14 protein-coding genes are annotated in these 13,020 nt (G+C 72.0%); 8 read left to right on the plus strand and 6 right to left on the minus strand.

Annotated elements, in window-relative coordinates; genetic code table 11:
• Positions 1-126 precede the first annotated feature (126 nt).
• Genes RB614_RS10980 through RB614_RS11000 form a run of 5 tightly spaced genes read left to right on the plus strand, consistent with a single transcriptional unit; the run spans position 127 to position 4,020 of the window.
• Positions 127-657 carry an ABC transporter ATP-binding protein gene (locus tag RB614_RS10980; RefSeq protein ID WP_308712309.1) on the plus strand — a complete coding sequence of 177 codons (531 nt, stop codon included), beginning with the start codon at positions 127-129 and terminating at the stop codon, positions 655-657.
• Positions 654-1,841: an SfnB family sulfur acquisition oxidoreductase gene (locus tag RB614_RS10985; RefSeq protein ID WP_308712310.1), complete on the plus strand. Its 1,188-nt coding sequence runs from the start codon at positions 654-656 to the stop codon at positions 1,839-1,841. Before RB614_RS10980 ends, RB614_RS10985 begins: the two co-directional genes overlap by 4 nt.
• A 3-nt stretch (positions 1,842-1,844) precedes the next feature.
• Positions 1,845-3,005 carry an LLM class flavin-dependent oxidoreductase gene (locus RB614_RS10990; protein ID WP_308712311.1) on the plus strand — a complete coding sequence of 387 codons (1,161 nt, stop codon included), beginning with the start codon at positions 1,845-1,847 and terminating at the stop codon, positions 3,003-3,005.
• On the plus strand, positions 3,002-3,517 hold the full coding sequence (locus tag RB614_RS10995) for an NADPH-dependent FMN reductase (RefSeq protein ID WP_308712312.1): 516 nt from the start codon (positions 3,002-3,004) through the stop codon (positions 3,515-3,517). Before RB614_RS10990 ends, RB614_RS10995 begins: the two co-directional genes overlap by 4 nt.
• Positions 3,514-4,020, plus strand: a complete 507-nt coding sequence (locus tag RB614_RS11000) for a flavin reductase family protein (RefSeq protein ID WP_308712313.1) — start codon at positions 3,514-3,516, stop codon at positions 4,018-4,020. Before RB614_RS10995 ends, RB614_RS11000 begins: the two co-directional genes overlap by 4 nt.
• A 48-nt stretch (positions 4,021-4,068) precedes the next feature.
• Here the strand turns inward: RB614_RS11000 and RB614_RS11005 are convergent, their stop codons facing one another.
• Genes RB614_RS11005 through RB614_RS11020 form a run of 4 tightly spaced genes read right to left on the minus strand, consistent with a single transcriptional unit; the run spans position 4,069 to position 7,048 of the window.
• Entirely contained in the window at positions 4,069-4,512 is a 444-nt protein-coding gene (locus tag RB614_RS11005; protein ID WP_308712314.1) for a CPBP family intramembrane glutamic endopeptidase, read from the minus strand.
• A 60-nt stretch (positions 4,513-4,572) separates the two neighbouring features.
• Positions 4,573-5,289 (minus strand): ABC transporter ATP-binding protein, encoded by a 717-nt coding sequence (locus tag RB614_RS11010; protein WP_308712315.1) that lies wholly within the window; start codon positions 5,287-5,289, stop codon positions 4,573-4,575.
• Positions 5,262-6,092, minus strand: a complete 831-nt coding sequence (locus tag RB614_RS11015; RefSeq protein ID WP_308712316.1) for an ABC transporter permease — start codon at positions 6,090-6,092, stop codon at positions 5,262-5,264. The genes RB614_RS11010 and RB614_RS11015 overlap by 28 nt, the downstream gene beginning before the upstream one ends.
• Positions 6,089-7,048 carry an aliphatic sulfonate ABC transporter substrate-binding protein gene (locus RB614_RS11020; protein WP_308712317.1) on the minus strand — a complete coding sequence of 320 codons (960 nt, stop codon included), beginning with the start codon at positions 7,046-7,048 and terminating at the stop codon, positions 6,089-6,091. The genes RB614_RS11015 and RB614_RS11020 overlap by 4 nt, the downstream gene beginning before the upstream one ends.
• A 195-nt stretch (positions 7,049-7,243) precedes the next feature.
• Between RB614_RS11020 and RB614_RS11025 the strand changes: the two genes are divergently transcribed.
• The 3 genes from RB614_RS11025 (at position 7,244) to RB614_RS11035 (ending at position 10,015) form a co-directional block, all read left to right on the plus strand.
• Positions 7,244-8,431: a low temperature requirement protein A gene (locus RB614_RS11025; protein ID WP_308712318.1), complete on the plus strand. Its 1,188-nt coding sequence runs from the start codon at positions 7,244-7,246 to the stop codon at positions 8,429-8,431.
• Between the two features lie 130 nt (positions 8,432-8,561).
• Positions 8,562-9,317 (plus strand): DUF4386 domain-containing protein, encoded by a 756-nt coding sequence (locus RB614_RS11030; RefSeq protein ID WP_308712319.1) that lies wholly within the window; start codon positions 8,562-8,564, stop codon positions 9,315-9,317.
• Between the two features lie 26 nt (positions 9,318-9,343).
• The gene (locus tag RB614_RS11035; RefSeq protein ID WP_308712320.1) at positions 9,344-10,015 is read left to right on the plus strand and encodes a DUF4386 domain-containing protein; all 672 of its coding nucleotides are present in this window, start codon (positions 9,344-9,346) and stop codon (positions 10,013-10,015) included.
• Positions 10,016-10,105: 90 nt separating this feature from the next.
• On the opposite strand, the gene katG is transcribed toward RB614_RS11035, so the two are convergent.
• Positions 10,106-12,382, minus strand: coding sequence for a catalase/peroxidase HPI (katG, locus tag RB614_RS11040; protein WP_308712321.1), 2,277 nt, complete (start codon positions 12,380-12,382; stop codon positions 10,106-10,108).
• Between the two features lie 23 nt (positions 12,383-12,405).
• Complete coding sequence (locus RB614_RS11045) at positions 12,406-12,834, minus strand: Fur family transcriptional regulator (protein WP_308712322.1); 429 nt, start codon at positions 12,832-12,834, stop codon at positions 12,406-12,408.
• Between the last annotated feature and the right edge of the window lie 186 nt (positions 12,835-13,020).

The following is a 13,020-nucleotide window of genomic DNA, read 5'->3' on the forward strand; positions in this document are numbered from 1 at the left end:
GGCGCCTCCGCGCGCCCGTCGACGCCCGGAGCAGTGCCCGTCAACCCCCGGAGCAGTCCCGTCAACGCCCGCAGTGGCGCCCGTCAAGCCTGGAGTGGCGCCCGTGAACGCCTGGAGCACCTGCCCGTGACCGCCAAGAAACGCCTCATCCTCTTCCGCGGGTCGGCGGCGACCGCGATCCGGGAGGGGCTGCGGATCCCCGACAACGACCCCGCGTCGGTGGTACCGGCGATGGCCGCGGTGACGAAGCACCTGATGGCCGACGAGTACCTCGACGTGCTCTACAAGCTCTGGGAAGGCTCGTGGGACGACGACGCGATCCTCGCCGACCGGGACGGCAAGGTCTTCGCCGACCCGGCCAAGATCCGTCCGATCCACCACAAAGGACGGTGGTTCCAGGTCGAAGGGCCGGTGGCGCGTCTTCGACCCCGAGCCCAGGTGCTCGACCTGCTCACCGACCTGCAGGACGAGCTCGGCGTGAGCTACCTGTTCATATCCCACGACCTGGGGGTGATCCACCACATGAGCGACCGGATCCTGGTCATGAAGGATGGCAAGGTGGTCGAGGAGGGCACCGCCGCCGACGTCTTCGAACGGCCCCGGCACCCGTACACGCGGCGGCTGCTCACCGCGGTGCCGCGGCTGGGGTCGGCGTGAGCGGCGTACCCGTGCTCGGGCCGGCCGAGGCGGTCGCGGTCGCCGCCGACCTCGCCGCCACCTTCGCCCGGGACGCCGCCGACCGCGACACCAAACGCGTCCTGCCGCTGGTCGAGCTGGACCAGCTCAGCGAGTCGGGGCTGCTGGCGATCACCGTCCCGGCGCGGTTCGGCGGCGCCGACCTGCCGGTGGCGACCGTCGTCGAGGTGTTCCGGCTGCTCTCGACCGGCGACCCCAACATCGGCCAGATCCCGCACAGCCACTTCGTCTACGTCAACCAGCTGCGCCTGCGCGGCACCGACGCCCAGCGGAAGCTGCTCTTCGGCGAGGTGCTGGCCGGCCGCCGCTTCGGCAACGCCCAGTCGGAGGCGAACACCCGGCACGGGCGCGACGTCAGGACCACGCTGACCGCCGACGGCCCGGGACACTGGCGGCTCAACGGCCGCAAGTTCTACGCCACCGGCGCGCTGCTGGCCCACCGGATCCCGGTGCTGGCCCACCGGGGCGACGGCGGCCCGCTGCACGTCGCCTGGGTGGACCGGCACGCCGAGGGCGTCGAGGTCGTCGACGACTGGAACGCACTGGGCCAGCGCACCACCGCCAGCGGCTCGGTGGTGCTGACCGACGTGGCCGTACCCGACGACCTCGTCACGCCGTACGCGGTCACCTTCGACGGGCCGCAGACCTACGGCGCGTACGCGCAGGCGCTGCACGCGGCGATCGACGCCGGCATCGCCCGCGCGGCCCTGACCGACGCGGCCGCGTTCGTCCGCGAGAAGAGCCGGCCGTACCCGGACGCGCAGGTGGAGCGAGCCGCCGACGATCCCCTCGTGGTGCACGCCCTCGGCCAGATCGAGCTGTCGGTGCGGGCGGCCGAGGCACTGCTGGCCGAGGCGGCCCGGGCCGTCGACGCGGCCAACGCCGACCTGACCGCGTCCGCCGCGGCGCACGCCTCCCTCGCCGTCTGCGCCGCCCGGGCGGCCACCACACACGCGGCCCTCGAAGCGAGCGGCCGGCTCTTCGAGGTGGCCGGCACCCGGTCGGCCGCCGGCGGGCTCGGCCTCGACCGGCACTGGCGCAACGCGCGCACCCACACCCTCCACGACCCCGCCGCGTGGAAGGTCCAGCACCTCGGCCGCTGGGCCGCCGACGGCACCCCGCCCCCCAACCACGGACAGGTGTGAGCCATGACCGACCTGAAGTTCCACTGGTTCCTCCCCACGAACGGCGGCGACGGCCGGCAGATCGTCGGCGGCGGCCACGGCACACCCGCCGGCTCGGGCGGGCGCCCCGCCTCCGTCGCGTACCTCGGGCAGATCGCCCGCTCGGCCGAGCAGCTCGGTTTCGAAGCGGCCCTGACCCCGACCGGCGCCTGGTGCGAGGACGCCTGGATCACCACCGCGATGCTGAGCGGCGTCTCCGAGCGGTTGAAGTTCCTCGTCGCGTTCCGGCCCGGGCTCGTCTCGCCGTTCCTGGCCGCCCAGATGGCCGGTACCTTCCAGAACCTGTCCGGCGGCCGGCTGCTGCTCAACGTGGTCACCGGGGGAGAGAGCCACGAGCAGCGGATGTACGGCGACTTCCTGGACAAGGACGCCCGCTACGAGCGCACCGGGGAGTTCCTCGACATCGTCCGCGCGTTGTGGTCCGGCAAGCCCGTCGACGTCGAGGGCCACCATTTCCGCCTCGCCGACGCGGTCCTCTCCCAACTGCCCGACCCGGTCCCGCTCGTCTACTTCGGAGGGTCGTCGCCGGCGGCCCTCGACGTGGCGGCCCGGCACGTCGACGTCTACCTCACCTGGGGCGAACCGCCGGCCGCCGTCGCGGAGAAGGTACGCCGCGTGCGCGAACTCGCCGAGCGGCGGGGCCGGAGCGTCGCCTTCGGGCTGCGGGTGCACACCATCGCCCGGGACAGCGCGGAGCAGGCCTGGGCCGAGGCCGACCGGCTGCTGGCCGGCATCTCCGAGGACCAGATCCGCCAGGTCCAGGCCGGCCTGCGGCGCAGCGAGTCCGAAGGCCAGCGCCGGATGCTCGCCCTCAACGGCGGTACCAAGGACGGGCTGGAGATCCACCCGAACCTGTGGGCCGGTGTCGGGCTGGTCCGCGGCGGCGCCGGCACCGCGCTCGTCGGCAGCCACCAGCAGGTCGCCGACCTGATCGAGCAGTACGTCGACGCGGGCATCACCGAGTTCGTGCTCTCCGGCTACCCGCACCTGGAGGAGGCGTACCGGTTCGGCGAAGGGGTGCTGCCCGAGCTGTCCCGCCGCGGGCTCTGGCGCCATCCGGCCCCCGGCCGCCGGTTGGCCCCGGCCGTACCCTTCGGCGCGCCGGCCCCGGCGGTGGCGCGATGAGCGCGCGGATCGCGGTCGTGGTCGGCAACCCCCGGCCGGCCAGCCGCACCCTCGCGGCCGCGGCGTACGTCGCCCGGCAGCTCGCCGGGCGCGAGCCGGACCTCACCGTCGACCTGGCCACCCTGGGCCCGGCGCTGCTGGACTGGGACGACCCGGGCGTGGCCCACCTGGTGGCCGAGGTCGGCGCGGCGGACCTGGTCGTGGTGGCCAGCCCGACCTACAAGGGCACCTACACCGGCCTGCTCAAGCTCTTCCTCGACCGGTTCGCCGGCGGTACGGGCCTGCGCGGCCTGGCCGTGCCGCTGCTGCTCGGCGCGGCACCGCACCATCACCTGGCCGCGGAGCTCACGCTGCGACCCGTGCTCACCGAGATCGGCGCGACGGTCCCCGGGCGCGGCCTGTTCGTGATCGACCGGCAGCACGACGACCCCGCCGCCTACGCCGACTGGCTGGCGGCCACCGGGCCGGTCGTCGCGGCCTTCCTACGGATCCGGGAGGAGGCGGCCACGTGACCACCCTGCGTACCAACCAGGACCTCGACCCCCACCGGCTGCGCGAGGTGTTCGGCATCTTCCCCAGCGGGGTGGTCGCGGTCGCCGCCCTCGTCGACGGCGCGCCCGTCGGCCTGGCCGCCAGCTCGTTCACGTCGGTGAGCCTCGACCCGCCACTGGTGTCGTTCTCCATCGCCAACGCGTCGAAGACCTGGCCGGACCTGCGGCGCGCGGCGCATCTGGGGGTCACGATCCTGGCCGACCACCACTCCACCGTGGCCCGCCAGCTGGCCGGCGCCGTCAGCCAGCGGTTCGACGGACTGACCGTCACCGCGACGGCCGAGGGGGCGGTCACCCTCGACGACGGACTCGCCCATTTCGACACCACCATCTACCGCGAGGTACCCGCCGGCGACCACACGATCGTCCTGCTGCGCCTGCACGCGGTCCGCCCCGCCGGGCTGAGCGACCCGTCGCCGCTGGTCTTCCACCGCAGCCGGTTCGGCCGGCTCCAGCCCGGCTGACGCCGGCGCGCCGTCCACCGTGGACGGCGCGCCGTGCGCCTTCGAGCGTTACGGCACGAGGCCGAGGATCAGGGCGATGGTGCCGATCGTGGCCATGAGCAGGGCGGTGCCGGCGTGCATGCCGATCGACAGCCGGATGTCGTGCTTGCGCCAGACCAGCCAGACCGCCGGAAACATGAAGATCACCTTCGACAGTACCGTCCACGGCGCCCAGAAGTGGTACACCGAGAACAGCACCGTGTTGAGCACGGGCGCCCTCCAGCGCAGGTGGGAGATGCGGGGGAGGAGGAATCCGCGGAAGTAGAGCTCCTCGACGAGGGGGAGGGCGAACCCGGTCAGCGGAAGGCAGATCAGCATCGTGACGACCAGGCGCGAGTGTGCGTACCCGTCGAGGTAGGTGGTGGCGCTGCCGCCCGCACCCTCGAAGGGGATCCACGTGAAGAACGTGTCGAAGACGAGGTTGTCCAGTGGGGTGAGGGCGAGCGACACCACCGCCCGCAAGAGTCGGCGCGCCGCCAGTCACGGCCCTGTCACGCCACTGACGCGGCAGTGCTAGGCGGCGGCCGGTACGCCGAGGCGGTCGAGCAGGTGCCGGCGCAGCGTGCCGAAGCCGGGGTCGTCCGGCGCCCTCGGGTGGGCCAGCGGCACCGGCGCGTCGTCGACGATCCGGCCGCCGTCCAGGACGAGGGTCCGGTCGGCGAGCAGCAGCGCCTCCTCGACGTCGTGGGTCACGAGCAGCGCGGCGAAGCCGTGCTCGGCGCGCAGCCGCCCGAACAGCGCCTGCATCCGCAGCCGGGTCAGCGCGTCCAGGCTGCCGAAGGGCTCGTCGAGCAGCAGCAGGTCCGGTTCGCGGACGAGCGCGCGGGCGACCGCGACCCGCTGGGACTGCCCGCCGGACAGCTCGGCCGGCCAGGCCCGCTCGCGGCCGGCCAGGCCCACCTCGGCCAGCGCCGCGGCGGTGCGGCGCCGCACGTCCGGGCCGGCCACACCGAGCGCCACGTTGTCGGAGACCCGCTTCCACGGCAGCAGGCGGTGCTCCTGGAAGACGACCGCCAGGCTGCCGCGCACCCGCCAGTCACCGGTCGCGTCCGGGTCGAGGCCGGCGAGTATCCGCAGCAGGGTGGTCTTGCCCGAGCCGCTGCCGCCGAGCAGGGCGACCACCTCGCCGGCGCCGATCGTGAGGTCGACGCCGTCCAGGACCGCCGTCTCCCCGAAGGCGCGCCGCACCGCGGTGGCGGTGACTACGTCGCCCGCAGGCCGCGTCGCCATGTCAGCGCCCTCCTTTCCGCGATCCGGAGTACGAGGTCGGAGAGCAGGCCGAGCAGGGCGTAGACGAACAGACCCACGAGCACCACGTCGGTCTGGCTGAACTCGCGGGCCTCCATCATCAGGAAGCCGATGCCGCTCTGCGTGGCGACCGTCTCGCCGACCACCAGGCTCAGCCACGCGGCGCCGGTCGCCAGGCGCAGGCCGAGGAAGAGCGACGGCAGCGCGCCGGGCAGGATGACGTGGCGGATCCGGGCCAGCGCGCCGAGCCCGCAGGTGCGTGCGGCCTCGACGAGCCGCTCGTCGATGTCGCGGATGCCGGCGTAGAGGTTGAAGTACATCGGGAAGAAGACGCCCAGGCTCACCAGCGTGATCTTCAGCTCCTCGCCGATGCCGACCCAGATGATCAGCAGCGGTACCAGCGCGAGGTGGGGCAGCATCCGGGCCATCTGCACCGGCGGGTCCACCAGGTCGTCGCCGATCCGCAGCAGGCCGGCGACCGAGCCGAGCACCAGCGCCAGGCCGGCGCCGATGGCGAGGCCGGCGCCGGCGCGGGTCAGCGAGTCGAGCAGGTGGGTGGCGAGCGTGCCGTCCGCGGCGAGCCGCCAGCCGGTGCGCAACACCTGGCTGGGCGGGGAGAGCTTCTCCTCGGGCAGCACGCCGGTACGCGAGGAGATCTCCCAGAGCGCGACCAGCGCGACGGGCGTGGCGGCGCGCTGCCACCGCCAGCGCCGGGCCGTCCTGGGTGCCCGCGCGGGCGCCTTCCGGGTGGTGGCCGGGGGGCGTGGGGTCACCGCGGTCGTCATGTGAAGACCTCGGTGAACCGGGTGTCGACGCGGGCCTTGATGTCGATCGGCTCGGGGATGAGCTTCAGCTCGGCGAAGCCGTCGGCGATCGCCTGCAGCTCGTCGCCGATGGCCGGCGTGACCGGGGCGAGCGGCTTGGCGCTGCGGTCCAGGGAGCGCTTGGCCACGTCCTCGGGGATCTTCAGCTCCGGCGCGAGGACGCGGGCCCGCTCGTCGGGGTTCGCGATGCCCCACTCGGTGGTGGTGTCGAGCCTGGTGAGCAGGTCACGCACCTGGTCGGCCTTCTTCTCGACGGCTTCGGGCGCGGCGAGGATGTACTCGCGGTTGCCGGCCAGCCCGGTCGCGTCGGCGAGTATCTTGACGCCGGGCCGCTCGGCCAGGGCGAAGTACGGGTCCCAGATGACCCAGGCGTCGACCTGCCCGGAGTCGAAGGCGGGCCGCCCCTCGGCGGGCTTGAGGTACTTGACGGTGATGTCCGCCAGGGTCATGTTGTTGGCCCGCAGCAGCTTGACCAGCAGCCAGTGCACGTTGGAGCCCTTGTTCAACGCGACCGTCCGGCCCTTGAGGTCGGCGAAGGTCGTGAACCCGCTGCTCTCCTTGACCAGCACGGCCTCGCCCTGCGGCACCTCGTCCGAGGTCGCCACGATCTTGAACTGGATCTTGCCGGCGGCGGCGAAGATGGGCGGCGCCTCGCCGGTCTCGCCGATGTCGATCGACCCCGCCTTGAGCGCCTCGGTGAGGGCCGGCCCGCTCTCGAACAGCGACCAGGTCACGCCGGGCGCCTCGTTGCGGGCCTTGAGCAGGCTCAAGCTGCCGTAACGCTGGTAGCCGACGCGCAGCGGGGCCGCCTCGCCACCGGAGGCGTCGTCGCCACATCCGGCGAGCACACCCGCGGCGGCGATCAGGAGGGCGCCGAGAGCGGCCTGGAGACGGCGGCGACGCGCTGATCTTCCCATGGCCACATAGTCTATTGAATCTATGGGTTTAGTGGGAAGGCCCCGCGGGCGGCTGGTCGAGGCGTTCCATGGCGGCCGGCGACCACCAGGCCCGCGTCCCGTGCACGGCAACGACGGACCCGGACTGACCGGCCGCGCGGCCGACGGCACCTCCGGCGGGGGTTTGGACGGGTTTGTCGCGGGAAACCGGCGGCCGTGGCGCGGGCGCGGTCGGGGTGGGTCCTGCGCGGTCGCGGCGATCCACGCCGGATCTCCTACCTGGAACTCCTCTTCGACCTGGGCCTCATCGTCGCCCTCACCCGGCTGTCCAGTCGGCTGACCGGCGATCTCGGCTGGAACCACGCGCTGGAGACCGTGGTCCTGCTCGCCGCGATCTGGTGGGTCTGGACGGTGACCGCGTACACCACCAACTGGTACGACCCGGGCCTGCCGCTGGTCCAGTTGATCGTGCTCGGTGTCATGTTCGGCGGACTGCTGATGTCGCTGGCCGTCAGCAGCGCCTTCGAGGGGCCCAACGGGTTCGCCTTCGCCGCCGCGTACGTGGGCCTGCATCTCTATCGCGGGCTCATCCTCGTCGCCGCCCTGCGGGGGCACGCGCTGCGCAGGCGGCCCATGCGCGTGCTCGTCTGGTTCTGCCTGACCGGCGTGCTGTGGCTGGTCGGCGCGTTCCTGCCCGGCCCGGCGAGGCTGGTGCTCTGGGCGGTGGCGGTCACGACGGACTTCGCGGTCGGCCTCTTCGGCTATCCGCTGCCCCGGCTGGGTCGGTCGAGCGCCGAGGAGCTGCGGGTCGGGGGCGAGCACCTGTCAGAACGCTACCGGCAGATGTTCATCGTCACCCTGGGCGAGATCATCCTGGTCGGGGTCCGGCTGTACGGAGACCCGCCATTCGTGTCGCTGCGGACCGCGGGGGTGGTCCTGCTGTTCGTCCTGACCGTGACGATGTGGCGGACCTACATCGTCTACGTCGCCAGCCATCTCGCCATCGGAATCGACGAGGCCACCAATCCCGGCCGGATCGGGCTGGTCGCGGCGTACGCGCATCTGGTGATGGTGGCCGGCGTGGTCCTCGTCGCGGCCGGCGGTGACATCGTCGCCCGAGATCCCAGCGGCCCGGCCCATCCGGCGGCACTCGCCGTCGTGGTCGCCGGGCCGGTGGTGTTCCTCGCCGGCCGCGCGGCGTACGCACTGGTGGTGTTACGGGCGATGCTGTGGCGGCTGCCCATCGGCGTCGTCGTCCTGTCAGTCGCCGGCCCGATGGCCCGAGGGCTGCCGGCGATCGCGGTCGCCGCGGTCATGACCGCCGGGATGATGGCGATCGCCTTCGTCCCACACTGCGGGCGGCCGGTGTACCGCACCCGCTGGAACATCCGTACCCGCTGGTGACGCGCACCGCGCGGCCGCGGCCCGACCAGACCAAGCGCTGGAAGTACGGTCTCCTTCCCCTACTATGGGCCGGCTCCGCTCGGGCCCATGTTCCGATGTGCCGCCACCGCCCTCGCCGCATGCTCGTGTCATGGCGATCGACAAATCCCAACGTACGGCGGCGCGGGTCGCGGGATTCGTTTTGCTGCTCCTGATGGCGGCCGCGTTCTTTTCCCAGGCTTATGTCCCCTCGCACATCATCGTGGTCGACGACGTCGCGGCGACGGCGCACAACATCGTGGCGTCCGAACAGCTGTTTCGGATCGGCATCGCCGCCGACATCCTCATCTTCGCCGGCGACATCGTGATGGCCGTCGCCTTCTACGTGTTGCTCAGGCCGGTGAGTCCGGGCCTCGCCATGCTCGCACTGCTGTGGAGGACGGCGCAGTCGACCATCATGGCCATGAACGGGCTCAGCTTTCTCATGGCGTCGTCGGTCCTCAGTGGTTCCGGCGACCTGCGGGCGCTCAACGGGGACCAGCTCCAGGAATTGGCGAACACGTACGTGGGCGCGCATACCGCCGGCTTCAACCTCGGGCTGATATTCCTCGCGCTCGGAAACGGTGTCTTCGCCTATCTGCTGTTCACGTCGAACTATGTGCCCCGCGCACTTGCCGCGTGGGGTGTCTTCGCATACGTCGTGATGGCGGTAGGCAACCTCGCCGTCATCGTATCCGGCGCCGAGAACAGTGCCGGGGGAGTGATGGTTCATTACCTACCGGCCTTCTTCTTCGAGGTGATCGGCGGCGGATGGCTGCTGTTCAAGGGAGTACGGGCACCGCGGCGGCCGAGCCCGCCCCCGTACGCGGACGAACCCGCCGGCGCGACCCGCGACGGGTCGGCATGAGCCCGGCACGACCGAACGGAGTTCCGATGACCCCCCTGCGTAGGACCGCGCTCGTCGCGGGCGTGCTCTACCTGCTCACCTTCGCCTCGATCCCCACCCTCGCCCTCTACGGTCCGGTGCGCGAACCGGACTACATCGCCGGCCCGGGCCCGGACACCGGCGTGATCTGGGGCGGCGTCCTGGAGATGATCGTGGCCCTCGCCTGCATCGGCACGGCCGTCGTGCTCTATCCGGTGCTCAAGCGACACGACGAAGGCCTCGCGTTGGGCTTCGTCGGCGTACGGGTCCTGGAGGCCGCCACCATCGTCGCCGGCATCGTGACGTTGATGTCGGTGGTGACCCTGCGGCAGGCCGGCGTCGGACCGGAAGGGCTGGTCACCGGCCAGGCACTGATCGCCCTGCGGGACTGGACGTTCCTCCTCGGACAGGGCTTCCTCCCCGCCGTGAACGCCCTGCTCCTGGGCACCGCGCTGTACCGGTCCCGCCTCGTGCCGCGGGTCCTTCCCCTGCTCGGGCTCGCCGGTGTGCCGCTGCTGGTCACCTCCGCCGCCGCCACGATGTTCGGCCTCTGGGACCAGGTCTCGCCGGCGTCCGCGCTGCTGACCGTCCCGATCGCGCTGTGGGAGGTCTCCCTCGGCGTCTACCTCGTGGTCAACGGCTTCAAGCCCGCGCCCATCGCCACCGCCGCGGCCGCTTAGCGTCCTGGGCACCGCGGGCGCCGCCGCTGGTCGATGGAAGAGCCCGGTCGATCGCTTGTGGATCGACCGGGCTCGGCGGCTGGAGCGGGATCAGGCGAGGTCGAACCGGTCGAGCTCCATGACCTTGGTCCAGGCCGCGACGAAGTCGGTCACGAACTTGTCGCGGGCGTCGTGGCTGGCGTACACCTCGGCGAGGGCCCGTAGCTGGGAGTTGGAGCCGAAGACGAGGTCGACCGCCGTGGCCGTCCACTTCAGCTCGTCCGTGGCCGAGTCGCGGATCTCGTACCCGTGCTCCCGCGACGTCGACGCCGTCCACCGGGTGCCGGGGGAGAGCAGGTTGACGAAGAAGTCGTTGGTGAGCACGCCGGGCCGGTCGGTGAGGACGCCGTCGCGGCTGCCGCCGACGTTGGCCCCGAGACCGCGCAGGCCGCCGACGAGGACGGTCATCTCGGGCGCGGTCAGGTCGAGCATGTAGGCCCGGTCGACGAGCAGCACCTCCGGCGGGGTCTTCTCGCCCGGACGCAGGTAGTTGCGGAACCCGTCGGCGCGCGGTTCGAGCACGCGGAACGACTCGACGTCGGTCTGCTCCTGGGTGGCGTCGGTGCGGCCCGGGCGGAACGGCACCGTCACCTCGGAGCCGGCGTCGCGCGCCGCCTTCTCGACGGCGGCCGAACCGGCCAGGACGATGAGGTCGGCGAGGGAGATCTTCGCGCCGCCGGCGTCGTTGAACTCCCGCTGGATGCCCGCGAGGGTGTCCAGGACCTTCGCGAGCTGGTCGGGCTGGTTGACCTCCCAGCCGCGCTGCGGCTCCAGGCGGATCCGGGCACCGTTGGCGCCGCCGCGCTTGTCGGTGGAGCGGAAGCTGGCGGCGGAGGCCCAAGCGGTGGAGACCAGCTCTGCGGTGCTCAGGCCGGACTCCAGGACCTTCGCTTTGAGGGCGGCGACGTCGGCGTCGCCCACGAGCGCGTGGTCGACGGCCGGCACCGGGTCCTGCCACAGCTGGGGTTCGGGGACCCACGGTCCGAGGAACCGGCTGACCGGGCCCATGTCGCGGTGCAGCAGCTTGTACCAGGCCTTGGCGAAGGCCAGCGCGAACTCCTCGGGGTGCTCCAGGAAGCGGCGCGAGATCCTCTCGTACTCGGGGTCGACGCGCAGCGACAGGTCGGTGGTGAGCATCGTCGGCCGGTGCTTCCGCGACGGGTCGTAGGGGTCCGGGATGATCGCCTCGGCGTCCTTGGCGACCCACTGCTTCGCGCCGCCGGGGCTGGTGGTCAGCTCCCACTCGTACCCGAAGAGGATCTCGAAGAACCGGTTGCTCCACCGCGTCGGCCGGTCGGTCCAGGTCACCTCGAGGCCGCTGGTGATCGTGTCGGCGCCCTTGCCGGTGCCGTGGGTGCTCAGCCACCCCAGGCCCTGCGCCTCGATCGGGGCGGCCTCGGGCTCCGGGCCGACGTGGTTGTCGGCGGTGCCGGCGCCGTGGGTCTTGCCGAACGTGTGACCGCCGGCGATGAGCGCGACCGTCTCCTCGTCGTTCATCGCCATCCGGGCGAAGGTCTCGCGGATGAAGTGGGCCGCGGCCCGCGGGTCGGCGTTGCCGCGCGGGCCTTCGGGGTTGACGTAGATGAGGCCCATCTCGGTCGCGCCGACGCCGGGCGTCATCTCCCGGTCGGAGACGTAGCGCTCGTCACCGAGCCAGGTGTCCTCCGGTCCCCAGAAGATCTCCTCGGGCTCCCAGACGTCCTCGCGGCCGAAGCCGAAGCCGAAGGTCTTGAAGCCCATCGACTCCAGGGCCACGTTGCCGGCGAGCACGAGCAGGTCGGCCCAGGAGATCCGCTGACCGTACCTCTGCTTGACCGGCCACAGCAGGCGGCGCGCCTTGTCGAGGTTGGCATTGTCCGGCCAGCTGTTGAGCGGGGCGAACCGCTGCCCGCCGTCGCCGGCGCCGCCACGACCGTCGTGGATGCGGTAGGTGCCCGCGGCGTGCCAGCTCATCCGGATCATCAGGCCGCCGTAGTGGCCGAAGTCGGCCGGCCACCAGTCCTGGGACGTGGTGAGCACCTCGACGATGTCCCGCTTGAGGGCCTCGACGTCGAGCTTGGCGAACTCCTCGGCGTAGCGGAAGCCCGCGCCCAGCGGGTTGCCCTTGGGCGACTGGGCGTGCAGCACCGAGATGTCGATCTGGTTGGGCCACCAGTCCCGGTTGGTGTGCGGGCGGCCGCCGGTCTTCGGGGTCGGCGAGTCGATCGCCGGGTTTTCACTCTCGCTGCCGTGCGCGGTCACCGAGTCCGGCGCGACCGGGTACCCGGCCGCCGCCTTCTGGCCGACTCCCTGCGCGCTCGACGGGGCGTTGTCCTGGGTCTCGCTCATCAGCTTCCTTCCGAACTCGCGAATCAGGTGGGCGTGCGTCCGGCCGCGCAGTCGGGGCAGGTGCCCCAGTAGACGACCTCCGCCTCGTCGACCACGAAGCCCTGATCGTCCGAGGCGACGAGGCAAGGGGCGTGACCGGCGGCGCAGTCGACGTCGGCGATGGCGCCGCAGGAGCGGCACACGACATGGTGGTGGTTGTCCCCGGTGCGGGACTCGTAGCGGGCGGTCGCTCCGGCGGGCTGGATGCGCCGCACCAGGCCGGCGTCGGTGAGGGCACGCAGCACGTCGTAGACCGCCTGGTGGGAGACGGTCGGGTGGTCGGACCGCACCAGCGCGATCACCGTGTCGGTGTCGACGTGCGGGTGATCGCGCAGGGCGGCGAGCACCGCCAACCGCGGCCGGGTCACCCGCAGGGAGACCGCCCGCAGCTGCGCCTCGAAGTCCGCGGTCACCCGATCAACGTAACACTTATCTGGAAGCGTTCAAGTTTGTATCGACAGGTTCGGTGCCTCCACTTTCTGCCAATCTCTGGTTGTTGCACCTGATAGGCAACAGTGCCGTAGGATGGCGCACATGGAGCCAGGCGGCGACTGCCGATGGTTTCTGGCCAGGCCCTCCCGATCGAATCGAGGTAACCC

The organism is Phytohabitans maris (assembly GCF_031085175.1).
GTDB classification, from domain to species: domain Bacteria; phylum Actinomycetota; class Actinomycetes; order Mycobacteriales; family Micromonosporaceae; genus Phytohabitans; species Phytohabitans maris.